25 protein-coding genes and 2 pseudogenes are annotated in these 23,710 nt (G+C 59.6%); 20 read left to right on the top strand and 7 right to left on the bottom strand.

Going from position 1 to position 23,710, the window contains the following annotated elements:
* Window positions 1-148 precede the first annotated feature (148 nt).
* Together P9A16_RS27585 and P9A16_RS27580 are read left to right on the top strand one after the other, a co-directional pair.
* Window positions 149-1,183: a Gfo/Idh/MocA family protein gene (locus tag P9A16_RS27585; RefSeq protein WP_278026183.1), complete on the top strand. Its 1,035-nt coding sequence runs from the start codon at window positions 149-151 to the stop codon at window positions 1,181-1,183.
* Complete coding sequence (locus tag P9A16_RS27580; protein ID WP_278026182.1) at window positions 1,173-1,850, top strand: GntR family transcriptional regulator; 678 nt, start codon at window positions 1,173-1,175, stop codon at window positions 1,848-1,850. The genes P9A16_RS27585 and P9A16_RS27580 overlap by 11 nt, the downstream gene beginning before the upstream one ends.
* Window positions 1,851-2,304: 454 nt before the next feature.
* Here the strand turns inward: P9A16_RS27580 and P9A16_RS27575 are convergent, their stop codons facing one another.
* Window positions 2,305-3,198, bottom strand: coding sequence for a LysR family transcriptional regulator (locus P9A16_RS27575; protein WP_278026181.1), 894 nt, complete (start codon window positions 3,196-3,198; stop codon window positions 2,305-2,307).
* 138 nt (window positions 3,199-3,336) lie between these two features.
* On the opposite strand from P9A16_RS27575, the gene P9A16_RS27570 reads away from it, so the two are divergent.
* From P9A16_RS27570 to P9A16_RS27545, 6 genes are read left to right on the top strand one after another with little or no spacing between them, the layout of a single operon-like run.
* The gene (locus P9A16_RS27570; RefSeq protein ID WP_278026180.1) at window positions 3,337-4,422 is read left to right on the top strand and encodes an ABC transporter substrate-binding protein; all 1,086 of its coding nucleotides are present in this window, start codon (window positions 3,337-3,339) and stop codon (window positions 4,420-4,422) included.
* Window positions 4,423-4,445: 23 nt separating this feature from the next.
* Window positions 4,446-5,510, top strand: a complete 1,065-nt coding sequence (locus P9A16_RS27565) for an ABC transporter ATP-binding protein (protein ID WP_443021706.1) — start codon at window positions 4,446-4,448, stop codon at window positions 5,508-5,510.
* The gene (locus tag P9A16_RS27560) at window positions 5,507-6,454 is read left to right on the top strand and encodes an ABC transporter permease (protein ID WP_278026178.1); all 948 of its coding nucleotides are present in this window, start codon (window positions 5,507-5,509) and stop codon (window positions 6,452-6,454) included. The genes P9A16_RS27565 and P9A16_RS27560 overlap by 4 nt, the downstream gene beginning before the upstream one ends.
* A gap of 1 nt (window position 6,455) precedes the next feature.
* Window positions 6,456-7,259: an ABC transporter permease gene (locus tag P9A16_RS27555; protein ID WP_278026177.1), complete on the top strand. Its 804-nt coding sequence runs from the start codon at window positions 6,456-6,458 to the stop codon at window positions 7,257-7,259.
* Between the two features lie 13 nt (window positions 7,260-7,272).
* Window positions 7,273-7,905 carry a cysteine hydrolase family protein gene (locus tag P9A16_RS27550; protein ID WP_278026176.1) on the top strand — a complete coding sequence of 211 codons (633 nt, stop codon included), beginning with the start codon at window positions 7,273-7,275 and terminating at the stop codon, window positions 7,903-7,905.
* A 19-nt stretch (window positions 7,906-7,924) separates the two neighbouring features.
* The gene (locus tag P9A16_RS27545; RefSeq protein ID WP_278026175.1) at window positions 7,925-8,839 is read left to right on the top strand and encodes a DMT family transporter; all 915 of its coding nucleotides are present in this window, start codon (window positions 7,925-7,927) and stop codon (window positions 8,837-8,839) included.
* Window positions 8,840-8,844: 5 nt separating this feature from the next.
* On the opposite strand, the gene P9A16_RS27540 is transcribed toward P9A16_RS27545, so the two are convergent.
* The gene (locus P9A16_RS27540) at window positions 8,845-9,270 is read right to left on the bottom strand and encodes an Lrp/AsnC family transcriptional regulator (protein ID WP_278026247.1); all 426 of its coding nucleotides are present in this window, start codon (window positions 9,268-9,270) and stop codon (window positions 8,845-8,847) included.
* A 129-nt stretch (window positions 9,271-9,399) separates the two neighbouring features.
* Between P9A16_RS27540 and ctlX the strand changes: the two genes are divergently transcribed.
* From ctlX to tnpB (P9A16_RS35820), 5 genes are all read left to right on the top strand, one after another.
* Window positions 9,400-10,338: a citrulline utilization hydrolase CtlX gene (ctlX, locus tag P9A16_RS27535; protein ID WP_278026174.1), complete on the top strand. Its 939-nt coding sequence runs from the start codon at window positions 9,400-9,402 to the stop codon at window positions 10,336-10,338.
* Between the two features lie 9 nt (window positions 10,339-10,347).
* On the top strand, window positions 10,348-11,412 hold the full coding sequence (locus P9A16_RS27530; protein WP_278026173.1) for an ornithine cyclodeaminase: 1,065 nt from the start codon (window positions 10,348-10,350) through the stop codon (window positions 11,410-11,412).
* Window positions 11,413-11,421: 9 nt separating this feature from the next.
* Window positions 11,422-11,736 carry a DMT family transporter gene (locus P9A16_RS27525; RefSeq protein ID WP_278026172.1) on the top strand — a complete coding sequence of 105 codons (315 nt, stop codon included), beginning with the start codon at window positions 11,422-11,424 and terminating at the stop codon, window positions 11,734-11,736.
* A 558-nt stretch (window positions 11,737-12,294) separates the two neighbouring features.
* Entirely contained in the window at window positions 12,295-12,738 is a 444-nt protein-coding gene (tnpA, locus tag P9A16_RS27520; protein WP_278026171.1) for an IS66-like element accessory protein TnpA, read from the top strand.
* Complete coding sequence (tnpB, locus tag P9A16_RS35820; protein WP_443021700.1) at window positions 12,735-13,100, top strand: IS66 family insertion sequence element accessory protein TnpB; 366 nt, start codon at window positions 12,735-12,737, stop codon at window positions 13,098-13,100. Before tnpA (P9A16_RS27520) ends, tnpB (P9A16_RS35820) begins: the two co-directional genes overlap by 4 nt.
* Before the next feature lie 247 nt (window positions 13,101-13,347).
* On the opposite strand, the gene P9A16_RS27515 is transcribed toward tnpB (P9A16_RS35820), so the two are convergent.
* Complete coding sequence (locus P9A16_RS27515; protein WP_278026170.1) at window positions 13,348-13,767, bottom strand: transposase; 420 nt, start codon at window positions 13,765-13,767, stop codon at window positions 13,348-13,350.
* Window positions 13,768-14,105: 338 nt separating this feature from the next.
* Here P9A16_RS27515 and tnpA (P9A16_RS27510) point away from each other — a divergent pair, with 338 nt between their 5' ends.
* The 3 genes and pseudogenes from tnpA (P9A16_RS27510) to tnpC (P9A16_RS27500) form a co-directional block, all read left to right on the top strand.
* Window positions 14,106-14,591, top strand: a complete 486-nt coding sequence (gene tnpA / locus P9A16_RS27510; RefSeq protein ID WP_278026169.1) for an IS66-like element accessory protein TnpA — start codon at window positions 14,106-14,108, stop codon at window positions 14,589-14,591.
* The gene (tnpB, locus tag P9A16_RS27505; RefSeq protein WP_278026168.1) at window positions 14,588-14,944 is read left to right on the top strand and encodes an IS66 family insertion sequence element accessory protein TnpB; all 357 of its coding nucleotides are present in this window, start codon (window positions 14,588-14,590) and stop codon (window positions 14,942-14,944) included. Before tnpA (P9A16_RS27510) ends, tnpB (P9A16_RS27505) begins: the two co-directional genes overlap by 4 nt.
* A 71-nt stretch (window positions 14,945-15,015) precedes the next feature.
* Window positions 15,016-15,831: pseudogene (gene tnpC, locus P9A16_RS27500) on the top strand (IS66 family transposase); the annotation flags it as partial.
* A 489-nt stretch (window positions 15,832-16,320) separates the two neighbouring features.
* On the opposite strand, the gene P9A16_RS27495 reads toward tnpC (P9A16_RS27500), so the two are convergent.
* On the bottom strand, window positions 16,321-17,220 hold the full coding sequence (locus tag P9A16_RS27495; protein ID WP_278026167.1) for a LysR family transcriptional regulator: 900 nt from the start codon (window positions 17,218-17,220) through the stop codon (window positions 16,321-16,323).
* A 103-nt stretch (window positions 17,221-17,323) separates the two neighbouring features.
* Here P9A16_RS27495 and P9A16_RS27490 point away from each other — a divergent pair, with 103 nt between their 5' ends.
* From P9A16_RS27490 to P9A16_RS27480, 3 genes are all read left to right on the top strand, one after another.
* Window positions 17,324-17,800 (top strand): nuclear transport factor 2 family protein, encoded by a 477-nt coding sequence (locus tag P9A16_RS27490; protein WP_278026166.1) that lies wholly within the window; start codon window positions 17,324-17,326, stop codon window positions 17,798-17,800.
* A 24-nt stretch (window positions 17,801-17,824) separates the two neighbouring features.
* On the top strand, window positions 17,825-18,451 hold the full coding sequence (locus tag P9A16_RS27485) for a glutathione S-transferase family protein (protein ID WP_278026165.1): 627 nt from the start codon (window positions 17,825-17,827) through the stop codon (window positions 18,449-18,451).
* A 61-nt stretch (window positions 18,452-18,512) separates the two neighbouring features.
* Entirely contained in the window at window positions 18,513-20,156 is a 1,644-nt protein-coding gene (locus tag P9A16_RS27480; protein WP_278026164.1) for an FAD-binding oxidoreductase, read from the top strand.
* Window positions 20,157-20,542: 386 nt separating this feature from the next.
* Here P9A16_RS27480 and tnpC (P9A16_RS27475) read toward each other — a convergent pair whose 3' ends face one another.
* The 3 genes from tnpC (P9A16_RS27475) to tnpA (P9A16_RS27465) all read right to left on the bottom strand — a co-directional run bounded on the left by tnpC (P9A16_RS27475) (window position 20,543) and on the right by tnpA (P9A16_RS27465) (window position 22,981).
* Window positions 20,543-22,162 carry an IS66 family transposase gene (tnpC, locus tag P9A16_RS27475; protein WP_278026163.1) on the bottom strand — a complete coding sequence of 540 codons (1,620 nt, stop codon included), beginning with the start codon at window positions 22,160-22,162 and terminating at the stop codon, window positions 20,543-20,545.
* Between the two features lie 76 nt (window positions 22,163-22,238).
* Complete coding sequence (gene tnpB, locus P9A16_RS27470) at window positions 22,239-22,583, bottom strand: IS66 family insertion sequence element accessory protein TnpB (protein ID WP_112700979.1); 345 nt, start codon at window positions 22,581-22,583, stop codon at window positions 22,239-22,241.
* Window positions 22,580-22,981: an IS66-like element accessory protein TnpA gene (tnpA, locus tag P9A16_RS27465; protein ID WP_037405095.1), complete on the bottom strand. Its 402-nt coding sequence runs from the start codon at window positions 22,979-22,981 to the stop codon at window positions 22,580-22,582. Before tnpA (P9A16_RS27465) ends, tnpB (P9A16_RS27470) begins: the two co-directional genes overlap by 4 nt.
* Before the next feature lie 73 nt (window positions 22,982-23,054).
* Here tnpA (P9A16_RS27465) and P9A16_RS27460 point away from each other — a divergent pair.
* A pseudogene (locus P9A16_RS27460) lies at window positions 23,055-23,599 on the top strand (transposase); the annotation flags it as partial.
* Window positions 23,600-23,710: the final 111 nt, after the last annotated feature.

Raw genomic sequence — 23,710 nt, 5'->3', positions numbered from 1 at the left:
ATTCCTTTATGCATTTAACTGCGTATACATTAATATACTCATTGTCAACGACACTGGGTCATTCTATCGATGAGTTCAATGGCGTTGACGTGAAGCATCCGACGGCGCGCGATCGGGTTTACGAGCGGCAACCTTGCTGGAGGGAACGATGAAGAATTTTAGCGCAATACGTGTCGCGTGCTTGGGAGCCGGTTATTTTGCGCGCTTCCACTACGATGCATGGAACAGGATCGACGGAGCCCAAGTTATCGGCGCATGCGACCTCGACGCTACGCGCGCGCAAGCCACTGGGGCACACGCATTCTCCGATCTCAAGACAATGCTAGAGGTGGCCCAACCGGACCTACTAGATATTATCACGCCCCCTCCGTCGCATCTCGACGCTATCGGAACCGCGCTTGACGCTGGTGTTAAGACTATCATTTGTCAGAAGCCGTTTTGCCGGAATTATTCGGAGGCCTTAAAAGCGACGACGTTGGCCGAAGAGGCGGGAGCGACACTGGTCATTCACGAGAATTTCCGCTTTCAGCCCTGGTACAGAACAATCCGCAGCATGATTGATGCAGGCGAACTAGGTGACGTCAGCCAGATAACATTCAGGCTCAGAACAGGCGACGGACAAGGCAATGACGCCTATCTGCACAGGCAACCCTATTTCCGATCGATGCCGAGATTGCTGATGCACGAAACCGGGGTGCATTGGATCGACACGTTTCGCTACCTGCTTGGCGAACCGGAAGCGGTCTACGCAGACATACGGAAGCTCAACCCTGTGATTGCCGGCGAGGATGCGGGTTATTTCATCCTCGACTTCCCCGGCAACCGACGCGCCTTGTTCGATGGAAACAGGCTTCTGGACCACAACGCGGACAACCACCGGACTACTCTCGGGGAAGCTGCTATCGAAGGGACGAAGGCAACCGCATTGCTTGATGGCAACGGTGCCGTCAGCGTGCGCGCCTTCGGCGAGAACCAGGTGACCACCGTGCTTCACCATCAGGAATGGCCCGGTTTTGGCGGGGATTGCGTCCGGGCACTGAATGAGCACGTAATCAGGGGTATTGAAGGCCGAACAGCATTGGAAAACACAGCACGCAACTATCTGAAGATCATAGTAATCAAGGATGCAATCTACAAATCCGCGGAAACTGGGCAGAAAATTTGGGGGTTCGATGACCATTGAGGCCGCAAAGCAGAAATCGACAACAATCCAGGCCGTCGACAGCATCCGGTCGTTGATATTCAGTGGCGAACTTGCCGCTGGAACCGACCATTTGGAAAGTGAGTTGGCAGAGCGGCTGGGTATGTCGCGCACCCCAGTCCGCGAGGCGACACTGATGCTGGCACAGCAAGGTTTGCTCGAGGTGCGTCCACGCAAGGGTGTGCGGATATGCGCTCTATCCGTAAGGGACATGGAGGAGGTTTACGCCGTCCTGACCGAGCTGGAGAGCCTCGCTGCAGAGGATGCCGCCCGTGTAGGATACAGCGAGGAGGAACTCACCAACCTGAAATCCGCGATAGACAGTATGGATCGCTCGATCGCGGACCAGAATCTTGAAGACTGGGCTGCCGCGGATGACAGTTTCCACAGCGAACTCGTCAGGCTCGGTGGAAATTCGCGAGTTCAGACAATAGTGACCATGATGAGCGATCAGGTTCGCCGAGCCCGCTCCATTACACTTTACATTCGACCGCTTCCCGTGAAATCAAACGAAGATCACCGAGAGCTTTACGAAGCCATCAGGCGTGGAGACCCGGTAGCAGCCCGCCAGATACACCGCCGACACCGCAGCCAAGCTCGAGAATTACTGGTTGGATTACTGCATCGCCACCGGCTAAGCTTTCTCTAACCGTGAAGTATTCAGAAACTGGCGGACGATCCATAGTGTTTCGGGGCGCGGGGGATGTCTAGAGACACGCGAGCATACGACACGCACATCCCGGTGAGACAAAGGCGCAGAGCTACGTTCCCTGTCATAGGTAGCGGCCCCAGTCACCTTATACCGCCCCTCACCGATCAAAACCCATTGGCCCATTCTCTGCGTCCGATGCAAGCCGCACCAACTGCGAACCGCCAATTCCACGCGCGGGACCTGTGTCGTTTAATCGGTCAAGCTGCCTTCGAAGCGCGGGTACTCGATGTAATCTGCAAGTTTAAGTGCCAGAGGTTTTCAGCGACCTTGGCTGTGCACGGACGTGCGGTGTTAGCGGGCGAGATTTCGCTTGAACCGTGACCGTTCGACTACACGCTTTAAACTTGAACCTGCCGAATTGAATACAATACATCCATGCTTTGGCGCTATTTCAGTCCCGCAGCGCATGCGTCTTGTCCCGCAACCAATTGCGCAGTGTCTCGGCGGCTGGCTTTCGAGTGGTGTTTCGCGGCAGGGCAACCTGATACCAAACGCAGCGTACCGAGCGTTCATCCAATCGGACAAGGCGGCTCGACGCCATTTCCTGCTTGCACAGGATGTCATCCGCCAAAATCACGCCCTCCCCGTCCGCTGCAGCATCGATCGCAAGGGAAAGATCGGAATAGACCCGCCCTGTTCGCCATGCCTGGCTTCCAGGCTCAAACGCTGTAAACCATTTGTGCCACGTTTCTCGTCCATTGTCGTGCACCAGCGCGGCGCCGGACCAATCAATAGCTCCGTTTGCATTGATAAGTCCGTCCCTAACCTGCGGCGTCGCAGCGGGGTAACCGTCAATCGGGAACAGGTCGGACTTCTCGACGCCGCTCGCGGGCATTCGGGTGGCGAAGTGAATGATCATGTCAGCCTGACCGTCTGCGATCCATTCGGGCGTCCACGCGGGGCGTAGGTCCACCTCGATCCGAGGATAGAGCGCGCAGAACTCGGTGATGTGTTTGCGGAGCCAGAGCGAAGCCAGGGCGGGTTCTGCACTGACGACGACAGCTCCCGATTGCGACTTGCGCAGGATCCCTTCGCAAGCATCGGTCAGCGTCTGCAGCCCGCTCGCTACCTGCGGCATCAGGGCTCGTCCTATCGCAGTCAGTTCCACGCGGTTTCCATGCCGAGAAAACAGGTCGGCACCGAACCACTCTTCGAGGTTCTTCACATGCTGGCTGACGACGCTGTGGCTGACGTTTAATTCGCTTGCCGCCATGGCAAAGCTCGAATGTCGGGCGGCGGCCTCGAAGGCGCGCAGGGAGTTCAGGTGGCGAAGTGAACGCGTCATACTTCAGCGTAGCGAAAAACGACGCTGAGCGCCAGATCTTCGTGTTTTGTCCCGCAACTTGCTCGCCATACTGTTTGATGAAGCATCCATAACTCGGACCAACCGAACTAAGCGACTTCAGCAAGAAGGGGAACTGCCATGACCACATCCATCACCCGCCGGAATCTTCTGAAGACCTCCGCAAGCCTTAGCGTTCTTGCGGGAACCGGCATGCTCGCCGCTCCAGCCATCGCGCAAAGCCGGTCGATCAAGATCGGATCCTATGGTGGCTACTTCGAGGACAGCCTGAAAAAACACGTCTACCCCGTGTTCACCGAAGCCACGGGTATCGCTGTGGAAAGCGTTACGCAGCCGGACTCGACGAGCTGGCTACAGACGATGAGCCAAGCGCTTTCTGCCGGGAACATCCCCGCTGATTTGTCGATGCACACGCCGGTCAACATCATCAAGGCGGGGCGTCTTGGCGGCATCCTTGCGCCGATCGACCCGGGCCGGGTCGCGACCATTGACAACGTCGGAGAGAACTTCCTTTCGCGCCAGGATGATAGCCTGCTTGGCGTCGGAGCGCTGAGCTTCTTCTACTCGATGGTCATCAATACTGACAAGATCGGGCAAGTACCGAGCAGCTGGGCCGATTTCTGGGACTCGAACCGTTTCGAAGCCAGCCTCGGCCTGCCAAAGAGTGTCAACTTCCACTTCCTCGATGTGGTCGCCGCAACCTTCCTGGGCGGCATCGACGCGCTGCGAACCCATGACGGTATCATCGCCGCCGTCGAGAAGGCCGCAGAACTGCACCAGAATGTCGCACTGTGGTACACCGGCGAAAGTCAGATGGAACAGGCGTTGAAGAATTTCGACGTGGTGGGCGGGATGTACTTCCATGACGTCGCGGGGCTAATGGCGGCCGATGGCCTGCCAATAAAGTCGGTCTTCCCCAAGGAAGGCAACGTGCTCGACTTCAACTCCTGGACGCTGGCGCATGGCTCGGCCAAACAGGACGAAGCCTATGAATTCATCGCCTTCTCCTGCCAGCCGGAAACGCAGGCGATCATGTCGCGGATGATCGGTACCGCCCCGGTCGTCGATCCGGCGTCGATCGGACTGTCGGGTGATGAACTGGCCGCCGTCACCGGAACGCCCGCCATTCACGTACCCTACGAGGTCTACCTGGATGACGAGACCTTCATCAATGAAGCTTGGGACCGCATGGTCGCCAAAGCGTGATACGGATGAAGGGGGCCAAGGAAGTGTCTGATCTTATTCTAGAAGATGTGCGTAAGGAGTTTGGCAGCTTCGTCGCGGTGCAGGGCGCGAACCTGACATTCGAGCGGGGAAAACTCACCGCGCTTCTCGGCCCCTCCGGCTGCGGGAAAACTACGCTCTTGCGGATGATTGCCGGGTTGGAGGGCCCGACCAAGGGGCGCATCCTGCTGAACGGGCGGGACATCGCGCCACTTCCTGCAGAAAAACGCAAGTTCGGCATGGTGTTCCAGTCTTTTGCGCTTTTTCCGCACCTGAACGTCGGGCGCAACGTGTCGTACAGCCTGCGCATTGCCGGGGTAGATGCTGCGACCCGACGGGCGCGGGCGCAAGAATTGCTGGACTTGGTGCAGCTCGGCGACAAGGGGCAGAACCGAATCGGCGAACTGTCCGGCGGCCAACGCCAGCGGGTCGCCATCGCACGGGCGCTGGCCCAGGAGCCCGAAATATTCCTGCTCGACGAACCCATGTCGGCACTGGACGCCAAGCTGCGTAATGACATGCAGATGGAATTGCGGCTACTCCAGCAGCGGCTCGGTATCACCACAATTGTCGTCACCCATGACCAGCGAGAGGCGATGACCATGGCCGATCGGATCGTGGTGATGAGCCATGGCCGGGTCGAGCAAGTCGGCACGCCGCAGGAAATATACCACCGCCCTGCCAACTCATTCGTTGCTTCGTTCATTGGCAACGCCAACCTCTTGCAAGGGCGTGCAACAGAACACGGCGTTAAGCTGGGCGGTACCGAATTTGCGGTTCACGACCACGGCGAATTCGGTACGGGCGATCCTGTAACGCTGTTCTGTCGGCCCGAGGCTGTACGGCTTTTGGAGAGTGCCCCGATCAAGAACAGCCTGCCGGGCAAAGTCATATTTGTGCGTGACGAGGGTGTGGCGCGCGAGATCCATCTTGAAACGCCTGCCGGTCACGTAACGGCGGAAATCCCGGGCAGCTTTCACGAGACCGTCCGCATCGGCGATCAACTGAGCATCGAGTTTCCGGCCGACACTCTGCATCTCTTGCCTGCTACCGAAAGCAAATCCGCATGAGCGCCTCGACCCTGCATAGTCGCCCCCTCCTGAAGGGCTTGAAAACGATGCATGTGGCATTTGTTCTGGTCCTTTCGGTGGTGCCTTTCCTCCTCGTCTTTGCGATCAGTTTCGGCCACAAGGTCGAAGGCGCGGGTTGGATCTGGGGGTTCGAACTGACCAACTACAAGCGCTTCTTCGTCGGCACGGAGTATCCGGACAGCGTTTCGCTGCTCTACGTCAAATATCTTTGGTATTCGGTCTGGTACGCTCTGGTGGCCGCAATCCTCGCCGTTGCCACCGCCTTCCCATTTGTCTGGCTGATGACACGGGCATCGCGCCGGGCGCAAACGGTTTGGCTGGTCTTCTTCCTGTGCAGTCTGACCTTCTCCGAGGTCTTCATCGTCATGGGTTGGGACATCCTGATGTCGAACCGTTCTGGTTTGCCGATGGTGTTCCAGGAAACCGGGCTGACCAATTGGCTGAAGGCCAACGGTGGATTGGACCTGCTGCGCGAATGGGGGCTAGCGACGCCGCGCAACGTGCGTTTCAAGCCCAGCGAGTTCGCAACAATCCTGACGCTGACCTATCTGGTGTGGCCCTACGCCGTGATACTGCTCTATCCGCCGATTTCGAAAATCGACCGTGAAGTGGTCGAGGCTGCCCGCACCATGGGCGCCAGCCCCTTCACGGTCGTCCGCACAGTGGTCATGCCGATGGTCCGGACGCCGCTGGTGGGCGCCGTACTCTTGCTCTTCGTGTTCCTGCTGGGTGCCTACGTCACCATCGCTGTCTTTGCCGAGCCTTCGCAGCAAACGCTATCCATCTCGGTTTACGAAGCGGTGCGCGGATCGACGCTGAACGCACCCTTCGGATCCGCGCAGGCGGTGGTGCTCGTGCTGACAGCCGCAGCGGTTCTGGTCATCGGACAGCGCTTCCTGTCTGCCAAGACCGGAGGGCGCTGAGATGGGAAAACTCCTTGCACGCGCCTACATGGGATTTGCCGCGCTCTGGATCGTCTTCCCGATCCTTGTCGTCTGCCTTGCGGCGCTGAATGGCGGGCGCACGATGTTCTTCCCGCCCGAAGACCCCACACTTGCCCGCTTTGCCGAGTTCTTCCTGACCGAAGAAATCTGGGTGCGCTCGCTCCGGACATCGTTCATCGTGGCCTTCTCAAGCGCGGCACTTGCGGTGCTGACTGCATGGCCGATCGCATACGCTCTTTGGCGCCGCAAAAGCCGAGCCTCAAAGCTGGTCGCTGGCCTGGCCTCGATGCCCTTTGCTTTGCCGCCCATCGTCTTCGGTGTCGGGCTGGTGTTCTTCTGGGGATATTTGGGCGCGCTTGGCGACCTGTGGTCCGGCATTCTCAGCCATACGATCCTGTTCCTGGCCCTGCCACTGACCACGTTGTCAATCGGGCTACAATCCATCGACCGTGCGCATCTGGATGCGGCCGCGACCATGGGCGCGAGCGAGGCCACGGCCTTTTGCACCATCATCCTGCCGCAAATGATGCCCTTCACCGCCTCGGGATTCTTCTTTGCGCTCGTGCTCAGCTTCAACGAGTTCATAGTGATCTTCTTCGTCTCGGCCTCGGGCTACTCGACCGTAACAGTGCAGATCTTCAACTCGCTCCGGAACGGGTTCACGCCGACGATGGCCGTCGGAGCCATTACCTTCCTCGCAATTTCCGCGTTGGTCTTTTCCCTGATCGCGCGGTTCGCAAACCTGCCCCAACTGCTTGGGGCCGATACAAGCAAATCGTCCTGACGGAGAAACCATCATGCTGAACGGCAAACCCAACAAGCGCGCCCTTATCGAGGGCAAAGCCGCCCTGATCGTCATCGACATCCAGAAATCGACCTTCGCGCCGATCCCCGATGACAAGCGGTCCATCGCACACATGCCCGACTACGCGGACCGCATGGCCCGCACCAAGATCGCAATCAACCGCGCGCGCGAGGTCGGCATTCCCGTTATCTTCATCCAGGAAATCCACCGCGCTGACTTGGTGGACATGGGCCGCGAAACCGACGGCGACGAGGATATCCACTGCCTCGACAGCAATCCGCTGACCGCGCTGGCCGAAGACGAACTTGGCATCCGCCCCGATGACTACAAGATCCAGAAACGCCGCTATTCGGCCTTCTACGGCACCGACCTGGAAATCCTGCTGCGGGGCCTCAAGGTCGACACCCTGCTGCTCACCGGCGGGCTTACCGATGTCTGCGTGCATTACACCTTCGTGGACGGGCATCAGGGCGATTACTTCTGCCGCGTGATCGAGGATTGCGTGGCGGGTTCCAGCCTTGCCGCGCACCAGGCCTCGGTGAAAGCGATGGAATACCTGCAACATGGCGCCATCCGGTCGCTGGACGAAGTACTGACCGCAATGGACGGAAAAGCGGCGGCCTAATTTCCTGAGCCATGAGACCATGACGGCAAATACAAATCTTCAAGCGGCGGCACTGGCGCTGGCAGCCTCAGCAATCCTCAGTCTAATCGACAACTTCGTCGCATCGATCGCCGAGGAGGCCGGCCTGTGGCAATTCCAGATCTTCCGCACGCTCTTCGCGCTGCCACTCCTGGTGTTGCTGGGTCGCACCGTGCGCGTTTCGGTCGCACCGAAACATTGGGGGCGGCTAGCCCTGCGAAGCGCCTTCGTATCGGCAGGGCTACTGCTTTACTTTGCCTCGCTTGGGACGTTGCCGGTGGCTCAGGCGGGAGCGGGCCTGTTCAGCGCCCCGATCTGGGTGTTGCTGCTGTCTTTCATGGTGTTTGGCGCCCGGATTGGCGGCTTGCGTGTGCTAGCGGTCATTGGCGGCTTTGCTGGGGCGCTCATGGTTCTGCGGCCCGACGCGGCGGCGCTGTCAGTCATGGCTGTCCTGCCCCTTGCGGCGGGGGCGCTCTACGGATTCGGAATGCTCCTGACGCGTGAGTTCTGTGCACATGAAAGCCCCGTGGCACTGGCGTTTGGCGTCTTTGCCACCATCGGACTATTCAGCCTTGGATTGGTCTGCGTCACGGCTCTTGCTCCGGGCGAGACATTCCTTACCCGCCCGTGGGCGCCGGTGACGTTCCGTTTCCTGTGGCTGACCCTTTTCCAGGCTGCAGGCGCGGTGATCGCTGTGACGCTTATCGCACAAGCCTATCGGATCGGCAGACCGGCAAACGTAGCAGTTTACGAGTACTCCTTTCTTGTTTTCGCTGCTTTCTGGGGATTGGCCCTGTGGGGGACCGCGACGGACGTAATCAGTTGGATCGGCATCGGCATCATCATCGTCTCCGGTCTGGTCGTAGCCAGGCTACCGGACGTGCCGATGAACCAAGCCGCTCGGATCCGCTCATGATCTACCTAAACCGAGCTCAGGAGAATCGAGGTCTCGCTATTGGTTATGCCGGGGATGCCACGCACCTCGCGCAGCACGCGGTCGAAATCTGCCAGGCTTTCAACACTGAGCTGTGCGACGAGGTCCCAATTTCCATTGGTCGAGTGCAGCTGGTGCAACGCCGGGATGCCTCGCAAGGAGCGGATCACCTGCGTCGTCGACTGGCCGGAGACTTCGATCATCATGATCGCCCGCACGCCTTGGGGTCCGCTGTCCTCGCGGGCGCGGATGGTGAAACCCAGCACCGCGCCGCTGTCCAGCAACCGGTCGATCCGCGCCTGCACCGTCGCCCGGGACACGTCGAGGATTGTCGCCAGCTTGGATACGGGTGCCCGCCCGTCTTCACGCAGAAGCGTGATCAGCCTTCGATCGAGATCATCATAGATGTGCATGGCAATATTAACATCCGAACCAAGCAATTTGCGCAAGAAAGCTTTGCAAAAATATCATCGTGGCAATGCAATTCATTAACCCGTCCGGATAGGTATTGGGCACAGTTTTGCACAGGAAAGCTCTGCTCCATGCCCCGTTCCTCGCTTCAGGCCCCGGCCTCGGTCGTGATGATACGTCCGCACCATTTCACCCCGAACGCGGAAACCGCGCTCGACAACCATTTCCAGAAGAATACCGACAGCGATACCGCAACCCTGGCGCAGGCCGCCCATGCCGAGGTCACTCGCGCCGTCGAGGCGTTGCAGGCCGTCGGCGTGCATGTTTACCTGTTCGAGGACGAAGGCACCGCCACACCGGATTCCGTCTTTCCGAACAATTGGTTTTCCACCCATTCCGGAGGGCATGTCGCGGTCTACCCGATGTATTCGCCCAATCGACGGGCCGAGCGGCGACAGGACGTGCTGGAGAGGCTCAAGCGTGACTTCCGCGTGCAAGACATCATCGACTATTCGGGGCTAGAACAGGACAACCTGTTCCTCGAAGGCACCGGCGCCATGGTCATCGACCACCTGGAGCGGGTCGCCTATGCCGCGCGGTCGAAACGCACCAGCGAGATCCTGCTGGAAAGGTTTTGCACCCATTTCAACTATGAACCGGTGGTCTTTGATGCAGTCGATGCGAACGGCCAGCCAATCTATCACACCAATGTGCTGATGTGCATCGGCACCGATTTCGCGATAATCGGGCTCGACTCCATTCCCGATGCACCGCGCCGCCGCGAGGTGGCCGAACGCCTCCGCCGTGGCGAACGTGACATCATCGAACTGAGCCGTGCCCAGATCGCGGATTTCGCGGGCAATGCCATCGAATTGCAGGGGCGTGACGGGCTGGTTCTGGCGCTGTCGTCGCGGGCGCTGCGGTCGCTCGATGCCGAACAACGCGAGACGCTGGAGCGCCATGTGGCCCTGCTGCCACTGGACATTCCCACTATCGAACACGCGGGCGGATCCGTCCGATGCATGATTGCTGGGCTGCATCTGAGCGCCCGTACCCCCCAAACGACCTGAGGAGATCCCATGTCCTCCCTGCCCTCGAAACTTGCCTATGTTCCCTTTGTCTCTGTCGAGCACATGATGGGCCTTGTCCATCACATCGGTGTCGAGAAGGTGCTGACCGATCTGGCCGCCGAGATCGAGGCCGATTTCCGCCGCTGGCCGCTGTTCGACAAGACGCCGCGCGTGGCCAGCCATTCTGATGTGGGCGTAATCGAGTTGATGCCAACCTCGGACGGGCATACCTATGGCTTCAAGTACGTCAACGGTCACCCCAAGAATACCGCCGAAGGCTTGCAGACCGTGACGGCGTTCGGGCTTCTGGCGGATGTGGGGTCGGGATATCCGAAACTGCTTAGCGAAATGACTCTCCTGACCGCGCTACGCACCGCGGCGACAAGTGCGATGGCCGCAAAGCATCTGGCACCCAAATCGGCACGCACGATGGCGATGATAGGCAACGGCGCGCAGTCAGAATTTCAGTGTCTAGCCTTCAAGACCGTCTGTGACATCGACACGGTGCGACTCTATGACATCGACCCCTCGGCCACCGCGCGATGTGCGGCAAACCTGGAGCGAAGCGGGCTGAAGGTCGTGCATTGCCAGTCGGGGCAAGAGGCGATCGAAGGTGCGCAAATCATCACGACCTGCACCGCTGACAAGCAATACGCCACGATCCTGACCGACAACATGGTTGGCACGGGCGTTCATATCAACGCAATCGGCGGCGACTGTCCTGGCAAGACAGAGCTGCATCGCGACATTCTGCTGCGGTCGTCGATCTTTGTCGAGTATCCACCCCAAACACGGATTGAAGGCGAAATCCAGCAGCTGGCCTCAGATCACGCGGTTACCGAACTATGGCAGGTGATTACTGGCGAAGCTGAGGGTCGCAACGATGACCGGCAGATCACCCTCTTTGACAGCGTAGGCTTTGCCATCGAGGATTTCAGCGCCCTCCGCTATGTCGCCAAGGCCATCAAGGGCACACCCTTTTTCACGCGGCTCGACATGATCGCCGACCCGGACGACCCGCGTGATCTTTTCGGTATGTTCCAGCGCGCCAAACCCGAAATCGCCATAGCATAGGCGAGAGACATGGCATGGGTGTGCCTGCTTTTCGCCGGCTTGTTCGAAATCGGCTGGGCCGTTGGTTTGAAGTACACTGAGAGCTTCACCCGCCCGTTGCCGACAGACCTGACGGCCGGTTCGATGATCGTCAGCCTTGTTCTGCTGGGTCTCGCGCTGCGCAGCATACAACTTGGAACCAGATACGCGATCTGGACCGGAATCGGCACAGTCGGACCCGTGATCTTCGGCATCCTGTTCCTTGCTGAACCGGTCACGGCATTGCGACTTGCTTGCGTTGGCTTGATCCTCACGGGCATAGTCGGGCTAAAACTCGCATTGTAATTTCGGCGTTGGTCATAATTTCCTTTTCACTGATCCCCGGGCCGAAACACAGGGCCCGGGGATCGTCCTGCTCATAAGGTAGTATCCGCCTCTCAGCCCGGAATCTGTTCGATTTCAAATCGCTACAGCTTAGGATCCTCAGTTCTCGGTCAGTTCTCGGTCGGGCCCTCGTGTCTCAAATCATCTGACGGCGGACAGATCGCCATACTTCGCGGCCTTGAACCCGAGCGAGCAATCGAGACCGCCGAGACCCTTATCGAATCGGGATTTCGGATCATCGAAGTGCCTCTCAATTCGCCCTCACCACTGGAATGCCTCGAACGTAATTACCTCGACCCGTCGATACTGCCCTTCGTGCCTGGCATCACACATGGCTTCAACCCTGGCACCATCGTTCCGCTCGTCCATTGAAAAATCGTCCTCCCAAATCAACGAGCAGAATCTCAAGCCCAAATCGCGCCGTTAAAAGGTAAGCGCCGTCTGCGTCCCATTGGGTTGGCTATATTTTGAGGCTTTCTGCGTGTGCGAGAAGGTTTCCAGGACTATCTGGAGATTGGCATGGCAGATGATGGATTTGTTGGGCGCTACGAGGTTGTCGAGCCGCGTCGTGGGAACCGGCGTTGGCCGGAAGATATGAAGGCGCGGATTGTCGCGGAAAGCTTTGAGCCTGGTGTTCGAGTTGCTGATGTCGCACGCCGTCACGACGTTGTTCCGCACCAGCTTTCCTTCTGGCGCCGGCAAGCGCGCGAGGGCATTCTGGCCCTGCCTTTTGAGGCTATGTCGGGCCCGTCGGAGATCGGGGATGGCGAGCCTGCCTTTGTACCTTTGGCGATTGCGGTGGAGCCGAGCGAGACTGTGAATGTTTTGGCGCCGCCGCTGCCGGCGGCGGTTTTGCCGGTCTTGACGCTGGAGATCGGCCCGGACGTTGTGATGCGGGTTCCTGGCGATGTGCCGGTTGAGCGCGTAGCGGCTCTGGTGCAGGCAGTACGAGGGACGACATGATCGTCGCTGGCCAGCGACTGCCAATCCTGATCGCAACGCGTCCGGTGGACTTCCGCTGTGGGCATCAGGCGCTGGCTTTGATGGTGCAGACCGAATTGAAGCTCGATCCGCATTCCGGGGTGACGGTGATCTTCCGGTCGAAGCGCGGGGATCGCTTGAAGAGCCTTTCTCGTCCGGCAAACGTACGTTGCGTTCACTCCAGACGCTCAGTGCCGGCGCGGTCAGCCGTGTGTGTCTGTGTCTTTCGAGTGAAAAGGGGGCTGCCTAAGCCCGTAAGGCAAGGGTTTTCACCTTCGTGGCGCACCGATAACTCAAGGGTCACGCCGTTTTCGGTAAGCGATGCGGTCTGCCAGGCCCTGTAGTCCCAAGGAGACTGCGGGCTGGGTAGATGCCTGCGTGACAGCGTCACCGAAGCGTGATCAGCCTTTACAATACGCCATTGAATGACCCGCAGAATGCCGAACATCTGGGCAGCGGGCCGTTCGGTCAATCAGCTTGCTCGGCCTCTATCCACATCGTTTTGGAAATCTCATCGCCCTGGTCCAGCACCCGCACTTGGCCTACCCTCTGCAACCTCGGCCAGCGCCGTGCAGGCCAAGCGCTGATCGCCTACCGGTTCACCCGCATCGCCTTTGCCTTGAGCTGACCGGTGATCTGCTCGAACAGGATCTTGTCCAGTCCGTGCGCAACGAGCGCCTTGCGGAAACGAACGAAGGCGGTGCGCTCCGGTGTCGGTTCCGGCACCGAGAACCCACTGAACCGTCGGAAAGAGGTGCGATCGTCCAGCGCTTCGGCGAGCTTGACGTCGGACAAGTCATTCCAGATCGACAGCAGCATGGCCTTGAACAACGACAGCGGCGGCCACGCAGGCTCGCCCCTGGCAGCACAGGAAATAACCGAGAGAGAGCGATCAATCGGCATCCATTCGATCAGCTTCGCAAGCTCATCCAATGATGACTGTTTACCGCCATCAACGGCAAAACCGAACCTCTCCTGCCCAATGCGCCGCCGCCCCATCGCATCCCTCAATCCATTGTTCGGATTGATAGAATCACAGATATTCGCACCGGTCCAGTCACCCGCGCACAGGTCTCATTACTCGGCAAATTGCCAAAAAACTTTCCAAGCGCGGATCGAGCTAAACTGATGTTCGATTTACGACAGAGGGTGGTCTTTCGGGCACGCGCCGGCTTCTCTGATGAACACCTTGCGCGCGACATAGATAAATACGTGAAATCGGTACTGGCAAATCCTGAAGGCTGACCTTAGTTCAAACGGCCTGCTCCCCCTTGCCAGTCCCTCATTCATAATGAGAGGCTGCAGTTTGGACGTAAGCGGTGTTCTGACCGCACCTTCCGGATCAGTGCGTGATTGACGATGGTGAGCCCGAACGAGGGCTTGGACATATGTCAATTTCACAGCTTACGCTTAAATCCAGCGACGACGAACGGGTTCGCAGGTTCGAGGTTTTCACCGGCAGCGGCCGCCGTCGCGAGTGGAGTGATGAGCAGAAGGCGCAGATCGTCGCCGAGAGTTACGAGCTGGGCGTGAAGGTCTGCACTGTAGCGCGGCGTCACGGCTTGACCCCGCAGCAACTGTTCACCTGGCGACGGCTCGCCCGCAAGCCCCTGGCAGCTTCGCCTGATGTTGATATTCCGATGTTTGCGCCGGCCGTCCTGGATGTGCCCACGACGCCTGTAGCGAAAGAGCAGGAATCGCCGCGTGCAGCGAGAAGGAAGTCGGGCAGCAGCGCAATCGAATTGGAGCTCGGCGGGGCGATCGTCCGGATCGCATCCGGCACCGACGCCGTGACAATTGCTGCCGTTATCCAGGCTGTGAAGGCAACGTCGTGATCGGACCTTCGGGAGCTGTAAAGGTGATGGTCGCCACCCGGCCTGTTGATTTCCGCAAAGGTGCGGAGGGCCTGGCGGCGCTGGTCAAGGCCGAGATGGGGGCCGATCCGTTCTCCGGTGCGATCTACGTGTTCCGGGCCAAACGGGCGGACCGGATCAAGCTCGTCTTCTGGGACGGCAGCGGCGTTTGCCTGGTCTCCAAGCGGCTGGAAGATGGCGAGTTCCATTGGCCCAAGATGCAGGATGGAGCGATGCGTCTGACGGCCGCCCAGTTCTCGGCCTTGTTCGAGGGGCTGGACTGGAAGCGTGTTCATGCGCCGCTCGAGATGCGTGTCCCGGAGGCGGCGGGATAGTCGCCGCGACCAATTGAATCAGCCTCATCCACACCCTCGTCTTGGTAGCCGGATTGTGCTGTTGTCGGTCCATGACGATGACGACTGAGGAGCTTCCCGACGACCTGAACGCGCTGAAAGCCATGGTGCTTTCGCGTGAGCTTGAGAACGCCAGGCTGCGCCAGATCATCAAGGAATTGCAGCGTCATCGTTTCGGCCGTCGCGCAGAGACGCTTCCCGAAGATCAGCTTCTCCTTGGGCTCGAAGAGGCCGAACAGGTCGAGGCGGATGGCCTGGAAGACAAGGAGCAGGCATCGAGCGATCTGCGCCGGGAGCGGATCGCCAAGCGGCGGACAAACCGCGGATCACTTCCCGCCCATCTGCCGCGCATCGATGTGGTCATCGACATCGAAAGCCATGACTGCCCTTGTTGCGGCCACGACCTGCACCGGATCGGCGAAGATGTCAGCGAGAAGCTCGACATCGTGCCTGCCCAGTTACGCGTTCTGGTGGTGCGCCGTCCCAAATATGCCTGCCGCGCCTGTGAGGAGGTTGTCGTCCAGGCTCCGGCTCCCGCGCGGCTGATCGAAGGTGGCATTCCAACGGAGGCGACCGTCGCCCAGGTGCTGGTCTCCAAATATGCCGATCACTTGCCGCTCTACAGACAGGCGCAAATCTACAAGCGCCAAGGGATTGATCTCGATCGGTCGACACTTGCCGACTGGGTCGGCCGCGCCGCCTGGCATCTGCGCCCGATCCATCAGAGGCTGCTCGAACAACTCAAGACATCGTCCAAGCTATTCGCCGACGAGACGACTGCTCCGGTGCTCGATCCGGGCCGCGGAAAGACCAAGACCGGACAGCTCTGGGCCTATGCCAGTGACGACAGACCATGGCAGGGAGCCAATCACAAGTCGCAATGGGTGGGTTGACACCCTAAGCGCCTTGAACTGGAAGGCGTTGGACTCGTTCAATTTCATTTGCGTGATCCGGGTGGCAATCACGTCCATATCGATTTCACACTCAAAGACTAGGTGTAGTCAGGCCTGACGGCGGAGGACCATTTGAAGTGTCAAATCACACATCGTAAGCGGTTAGGTGTTTGGTTTCCACGCAGAACTGAGCCGGTTAGGCGCATAATGGGGGTTCAGTTCCGCGTGGAAACCAACATGCGTGAGTCATAGCTGGATGAGATTGGCCGAAACGCCGTAGCTACGCTGGGCGTCGCGCCGTCCGATGACACCGTTTCGGATATCCCGGCAAAGCTGCAACTTGAACGGCGTCGAATGCCGTCGATATGGCCCCAGGACTTTATAAGCCTTCTCCGATTGAGGCCCCAGTGTATCAATTTTCCCGTGTCCCGTGGTCCAGACCTAGGGGTTCACTCCAAGTGGGTCTCAGCCGTTCAATACAGCCATTCCCCGCAGTCTCTTGCGGGCAAAATCCAGAAAGCAGCGCAGTTTAGCGGGCACCCGTCGACCTTCTTGGTGCACAAGATGGACAGGCAGGCGGGCGGGCTCATAGCCTTTCAATATCGTTCGCAAGGCACCTGTCCGTTGATCCGGCCTCACCTGATAGGACAAAGCCCGGGTGATCCCCCATCCCTGTCGCGCCAGTTCCAGCGCCGCTCCGACGTTTGAAACCGAAAGACGGGGCTTTAGCCGAACCGTCTGCCCCTGGGTCTCCCCGAACCGCCATTCCGTGTTAGGCGTTACACCCGCGATGGAGATGATATTGTGATGCGCCAGTTCCGACGGGGTTTTTGGGATCCCATTTCGCTCAAGATAGTCCGGTGACGCACAGACGACACGCCGCACATGCCCAATGCACAGGGCCATAAGGCCCGAAGGGGGCAACTCACCAATCCGCAAGGCGACGTCGATGCCTTCGTCCAACAGGTTTACCACACGATCGACTGTTACCAACTCCGCAGAAACATCGGGATAACGATCCAGGAAATCGGCCAAGATCGGCGCGATAAGGATCCGTCCGAACTCAACCGGGGCCGTGACCCGCAAATGGCCTGTTGGCCGCGCGGCCGTGCCGGATGCCAAAGCGTCCGCCGCAGTCAAATCTGCAAGGATACCACGGACCTCTGCCAGATAGGCCTGCCCCACATCCGTCAGCCGAACAATGCGGGTGGTGCGTGTGAACAGTCGCGCGCCCAGACCCTCCTCCAGCTGATTGACGCCGCGTGTAACCGATGGCGGACTAAGACCAATAGACCGCGCGCCGCCAGCAAAACTCTGCGCCTCGGCGACAGCGACGAAGACCTCGAGCATCTGGATACGATCCATAGGTTTATTCCAATTTCTGGAAGAGTGACTTTTCCATTTCCACTATTCTTTCATATTAGCAATGGAGCTACCTTACCGACAAGCCAACAAGAGGATTTGCCAGATGACCACCAAAGCGGGGCGTCCGCCACTGCCCCCCTTTGCCGAGGCCTCCGCCCGGCAGAAGGTGCGCATGGCCGAAGACGGCTGGAACGGCCGCGACCCCGCTAAGGTCGTGCTGGCCTATACGCACGATAGCCAATGGCGAAACCGGGCCGAGTTTCCAAGGGGCCACAAAGAGATAGAGGAATTCCTGGCCCGCAAGTGGAACAAGGAGCTTGACTATCGACTGATCAAGGAACTGTGGGCCTATACGGCCAACCGCATCGCCGTTCGCTACGCCTATGAATATCGGGACGACAGCGGTCACTGGTTCCGCGCCTATGGCAACGAGAACTGGGAGTTCGACGAAAACGGCCTGATGGCGCATCGCCATGCCTCCATCAACGAAATAACCATCACGGAGGAGGAGCGCCTCTTTCGCTGGCCACTTGGTCGTCGCCCCGATGATTACCCGGGCCTCAGCGACCTGGGACTCTAACTTCACATCGCAAGGACCGAAACAATGACAACCCCGATTAAACTCTACCGCAACCCGAAATCCGGCCATTGCCACCGGGTAGAGCTGATGCTGGCCTTCCTCGGCCTTGCTTACGAGACCGTTGACCTCGATATGGCAAACGGCGCGCACAAGGCACCCGAGTACGTCAAAATCAGCCCCTTCGGTCTGGTTCCGGCCATTGAAGATGGCGGCTATACGCTGGCAGACAGCAACGCGATCCTGATCTACCTTGTGCAGACCTATGCCAAAGGGTCGCACTGGATGCCTTCAGATCCGAAAGAGGCCGCCGAAATGCAGCGTTGGCTAACGGTTGCGGCGGATAATATCTATGCCGGGCCCTGCGCGGCGCGGTTGGTTAAAGTGTTTGGCTCCGGCCACGACCACGGCGCGGCTGTCGCCAAGGCGCATGACCTTTTCAAGGTGATGGAAACGCATCTGGCGAACCGCGACTGGTTGGCGGCCGATATGATCACCATCAGCGATGTAGCAGGCTACAGCTACATAGCTCACGCCCCCGAAGGCGGTGTGGACCTTGCCCCCTATCCGAACGTGCGTGCCTGGCTGTCGCGGATCGAGGCGCAGCCGAACTTCGTGCCCATGGCCAAATCGCCCATCCCCGAACTGGCCTGATGCGCGCCCCGCACCCGGGGGTCCTCCCTCCCCTGGTGCCCTTCCTTGCAGGAGAAACGCCATGAGAACGACCGGCATCCGCAACCCCTTCCACGAAGGCGAGCGTGCCGCACAGGAGCGCGCGGGCGCGGGCGACGTGGCAGCACGCGTGGGCAGCTTTATCCGCGATTTCCTGCCCGAGCAGCATCGCGATTTTCATACGAATTTGCCTTTTCTCGTGGTTTCGGCGGCTGACGCACGGGGCCGGACCTGGGTGACATTGCTGGAAGGGCCGGAGGGCTTCGTTACTTCGCCCGACCCGCGCCACCTTGGGATTACCACAACACTACAAGCAGACGACCCCCTTGTCGCTGCCTTCAATGAAGGCTCGGATATCGGTGTCGTGGGCATCGAACTGGCAACTCGCCGCCGCAACCGCTTCAGCGGGCATGTGCGCCCTTCAGGCGATGGCTATGTGATCGACATCCGCCAGACATTTGGCAACTGCCCGCAGCACATTCGCGAACGTGCCGTCGCGCAGGTAGAGACAACGCCGGGGGTCGCACTACGATCCAACGCGCTAAACGAACACCAAATCGCCCGTATAATTGCCGCAGACACACTGTTCATTGGCTCGGGCCATCCCAAGGCGGACGGAGCCGCGCGCGGCTACGACGCCAGTCATCGCGGCGGGGTGCCGGGGTTTGTCCATGCGCCCAGCCCCAAACGCCTGCTGATCCCGGACTATGCGGGCAACAATTTCTTCAACACCATTGGAAATATACTGTCTGACCCCCGCGTAGGTTTGCTGTTCATCGACTTCGAGACAGGTGGCCTTTTGCACGTCACCGGCCGCGCGACCATCGACTGGTCTCCCAAAGGCGCGCATGATCCAGACGCATGGAGGATGATCGCGGTCGACATCGAAGCCGTGATCGACCGCCCCGGCGCGGTGTCGCTACGCTGGACTAAGATGGACCACGTGTCGCGTCGCCTTCGCATTGCCAAGAAGATTCGCGAAAGCGACGCGATCACGTCTTTCTATCTGACCCCTGCCGATGGTCGCCCTCTGGACCCGTTCGAGGCCGGGCAACACCTGCCCATCGAGGTGCAAATCCCCGGTCATCGCGGCATCTCGAGACGTTCCTACTCCCTGTCTGGACCTCCACAGGAGCGTCGTTTCTACCGCATCAGCGTGAAGCGTGAGAACAAGGGGCTGGTGTCCCGGTTCCTCCATGACGATCTTCAAGAAGGCAGCCTCATCGAGGCAAAAAAACCATCGGGCGAGTTTGTCGTACCTTGTTCTGATTGCCCGCTAGTGCTGGTCAGCGCGGGCGTGGGGCTGACACCCATGCTGTCTGCAATCTGGGCGAATGTCGACCAACAGGAGCGCGATGTCTGGTATGTCCACGGAGCACGCAACGGCGCGGCCGATGCCATGCGCAAAGAGGTCGCCGGCCTGATCGAGGCCAGCCCTCGCCTCCGCGAAAAGCTGTTCTACAGTCAGCCCGGTGCGGATGAACGGCTTGGCGAAGACTATGACGCCAAGGGCCGCATCACAGCCGAAAGCCTACTCGCCCTCGGCGCGGGCCCCGACGCTCGCTACATGCTTTGCGGCCCCGCAGCGTTCCTCTCAGGTCTCCAGCGGGACCTGGAAGCCGCAGGCATTCCCCCGACCAGCATTCTTTATGAAACGTTTGGGCCAGAGGGCCAGAGCAGCACATAGGGCACAATCGGTGATTGTCGGCCCTGCAGAACTCGTCGCCAACCTCCAAAGCCGACCTGTAGCAGCGCTTACCAGGTCGGGCTGTATTTAGTCGAACCACTTCTCCGGTCGAGCGGCCTTGTGAAAGCACAACGTCAACCTGACCCAGTTTCGCGCCGATCTCTTTAGGCTTGTGCTTCGTCTGAAGATCTCCGCGCCGCTTACGATTTGAACTGCCCCCCATTTCGACCGGACAGTCGGCATAAGCAGAAAGGCTCAAGCACAGGCTTGAGGACAGGCTTATGTCTAACGAGTATCGACATGTTGAATTGCTGACGGGTGAATGTCCGCCGCAGGCGGTGGACAACCGAACAGAAACTGACGATCATCGAGCAGAGTGTAAGCGGTCAGCCGATGGCTTCAGGCTTGAAGTTCCAGGGCATAAGCGCCTCGATATCCGCTACCGGCCAGCCTTGAGCGATGCGGGTCAAGGTCTGGGATAGCCAGTTCAGCGGATCGACGCTGTTCATTCTGCAGGTCTGCAGCAAGGTGGCCAGCGTGGCCCATGTCCGTCCACCGCCCTCACTTCCGGCGAACAGACTGTTTTTTCTCGTAATTGTTTGGGGCCTGATCGCGCGTTCGACTATGTTGGAGTCGATTTCGATACGGCCGTCCATCAGGAAGCGTTCGAGGGCCTCACGCCGTGTGAGCGCGTAGCGGATCGCCTCAGCAGTTTTGGATTTTCCCGATACCTTACCCAGCTCCTTTTCCCACAGCTCGAAGAGGCTGGTGACGATGACCGAGGACGTTTCCTGACGGCGGCGGGCTCGGGTGCCGGCGTCCTTGCCGCGAACCTCGTCCTCGACCTTCCACAGTTCGGTCATGGCGACGATGGTGTCTGTCGCCGCCTGCGAGACCCCGCTGATGTGCAGGTCGTAAAACTTGCGCCGAAGATGAGCCCAACAGCCCGCGAGCTGGATCGTCTCGTTGCTGCCGGTCGTGGCCCGCGCCTTGGCCAGGTTGCTATAGGCCGAGTAACCGTCGACCTGCAGGATGCCGCTAAAGCCGGAGAGATGCCGCGCCACGCACTCGGCGCCTCGGCTGTCTTCAAACCGATAAGCAACCATCGGCGGGCTGGTTCCGCCGTAGGGTCGATCATCGCGCGCGTAAGCCCAAAGCCAGGCTTTCGTCGTTTTCCCTGAGCCGGGCGCCAAGGTGGGCAAGGTCGTTTCGTCGGCAAAGACCCTTTCGCCCTCTTTGACCCGCTCGAGGATATAATCGGCGCAGATCTGGAGCTCGAAGCCCAGATGCCCCATCCATTGGGCCATCAAATTCCGGCTGATCTCGACGCCGTCGCGCAAATAGATCGCCTCCTGGCGGTAAAGTGGAAGACCGTCGGCGTATTTGGAGACGGCGATATAGGCGAGCAGCCGCTCCGTCGGCAGGCCGCCTTCGATGATGTGTGCCGGCGCCAGGGCCTGGATCACGCCGTCGCGTCCCCGGAAAGCGTATTTGGGGCGGCGCGTCACGATGACCCGGAACTTCGGCGGCACGACATCCAGCCGTTCTGAGCGGTCTTCCCCGATCAGAACCTTCTCCAGCCCCGCGCACTCGGCGGGGACGTCCGGTTCGATCACCTCCTCGATGCGTTCGAGATGAGCGGCAAAGCCCTTGCGCGGACGCGGGGCGCGTTTCGGCTTGTCGCCGGGCGCGCGATCAAGTTCGCTCTGGATCGCCGAAAGGCCCGTCTCGATCTCCTCGAAGGCAAAGGACACTTGCTCGTCGTTGACGGCCAGGCGCAGCCGCTCGGAACGCGTGCCATGTTGGGTGCGCTGCAGAACCTTCAGGATCGATGTGAGGTTGGCAATCCGCTCGTTGGCGCTTTTCTCGACCGCTTCCAGTCGGGTGATCTCGGCTTGTGCCGCGACAAGCCGAGCCTCGTTCGCAGCCCGTTCCTCAGCCATCGCTGATATCATCGCTTTCAGCGCATCGACGTCGTCCGGCAGGTCGGGAATGGGCAAAACCATGGGAGGCAATAGAGCACAAAAGCAGCCGTTTTCCCAACCATTACAGCGACATGATTCATCTTGCCGCAGGCCGATATCAGCCCGTCAGCAGCGGTCGCCGAACCTTGGCCGGACGGATCTTCTTCCAATCCATTCCAGCCAGCAGCGCCATTAGTTGCGAATGGTCGAGACGCACCCGCGCCGCCGATATGCCCGGCCAGCAGAAGCTGTTCTCTTCCAGGGTTTTCGAATAGAGACAGACCCCGCTGCCGTCCCACCAGACGATCCGGACACGGTCCGCCCGTTTCGATCTGAACACGTAAAGCGCGCCATTGAACGGGTCGAGGCCGCCTTCCCGCACCAGCGCCATCAAGGATGCGGCTCCCTTGCGGAAGTCGACCGGCTGGCACGACACGTAAACCACAACGCCGGAAGCGATCATGCCTTGCGCACCGCGCCGATAATTCCCGCCAACTGATCCGGATCAATATCCCCGCGCACCCGCACAACGACATCACCCAGAACGATCTCTACGGTCGCGCTGCCGCCCGTCTCAAAGCGCGCGAACTTCACCGGCTCGCTTTCCGACATGGTTCGACCGCCCAATGGCACCGTCAATGGCGCCATCGCCCCCGAGGAAAGTGCCTTCCTGCGCCATGCGTAGAGTTGCGACACGTCCAGTTCATAGGCGCGTGCAACCTCCGCCACCGTCCCTCCCGGCGAAAACGCTTCCGCCACAAGCCGCGCCTTCTCGTCATCAGACCAATGCCGCGGCGAACGTCGCGACGGCGTCGCCGTCAAAACTTCGAAGGTCCGAACCTGATTCACCTTGTCGCTCATATGACTCTCCGCATGACTCATGCAGAAAATGAGCTTCCACCGACAAACGCGCTACGTGGGGTTGCCTAACCGCTTACAGCAGAGTTTCGAACCAGGCAAGACGGTATCGTCCACCGCTCGCCGCCATGGCGTTGCGCCCAATCTGCTTTACCGGTGGCGCAGGCTGTTGAGCGAAGGAGGTGCTGCATCCTTGGATTCTGACGAGCCGGTTGTCGGCAATTCGGAAGTGAAGAAGCTGGAGGATCGTGTCCGCGAGTTGGAGCGCATGCTCGGCCGCAAGACGATGGAGGTCGAAATCCTCCGCGAAGCCCTTTCCAAAGCGGACTCAAAAAAACGGATATCGCGGCCGATCTTGCTGCCGAAGGACGGTTCCCGATGAAGACCGTCGCAGACACGCTGGGCGTCTCCCGTTCCAACCTGGTCGAGCGGTTGAAAGGCAGATCGAAGCCGCGCGGGTCCTATCGCAAGGCCGAGGATGCAGAGCTTCTGCCCGTCATTCGCAGGCTGATGGATCAAAGGCCAACCCATGGCTATCGACGGATCGCCGCGCTCCTCAACCGCGAAAGGCGAGCCGCCGATCAGCCTGTCGTCAACGCCAAGCGGGTCCACCGCATCATGGCGCTTTAGGTTTTCGATGCCCTTCTCATCATGGATCACTATATTCGCTGAACCACTTGGCGGGGTGTAGGGTTGAAAAAGCTGAAGACAATTCGAGGCAGGTTTCTAGGA

Source organism: Shinella sp. 838 (assembly GCF_029623935.1).
Classification (GTDB): domain Bacteria; phylum Pseudomonadota; class Alphaproteobacteria; order Rhizobiales; family Rhizobiaceae; genus Shinella.
The sequence above is the reverse complement of the archived record's forward strand: the minus strand, read 5'-3'. Positions and strand labels throughout refer to the sequence as shown.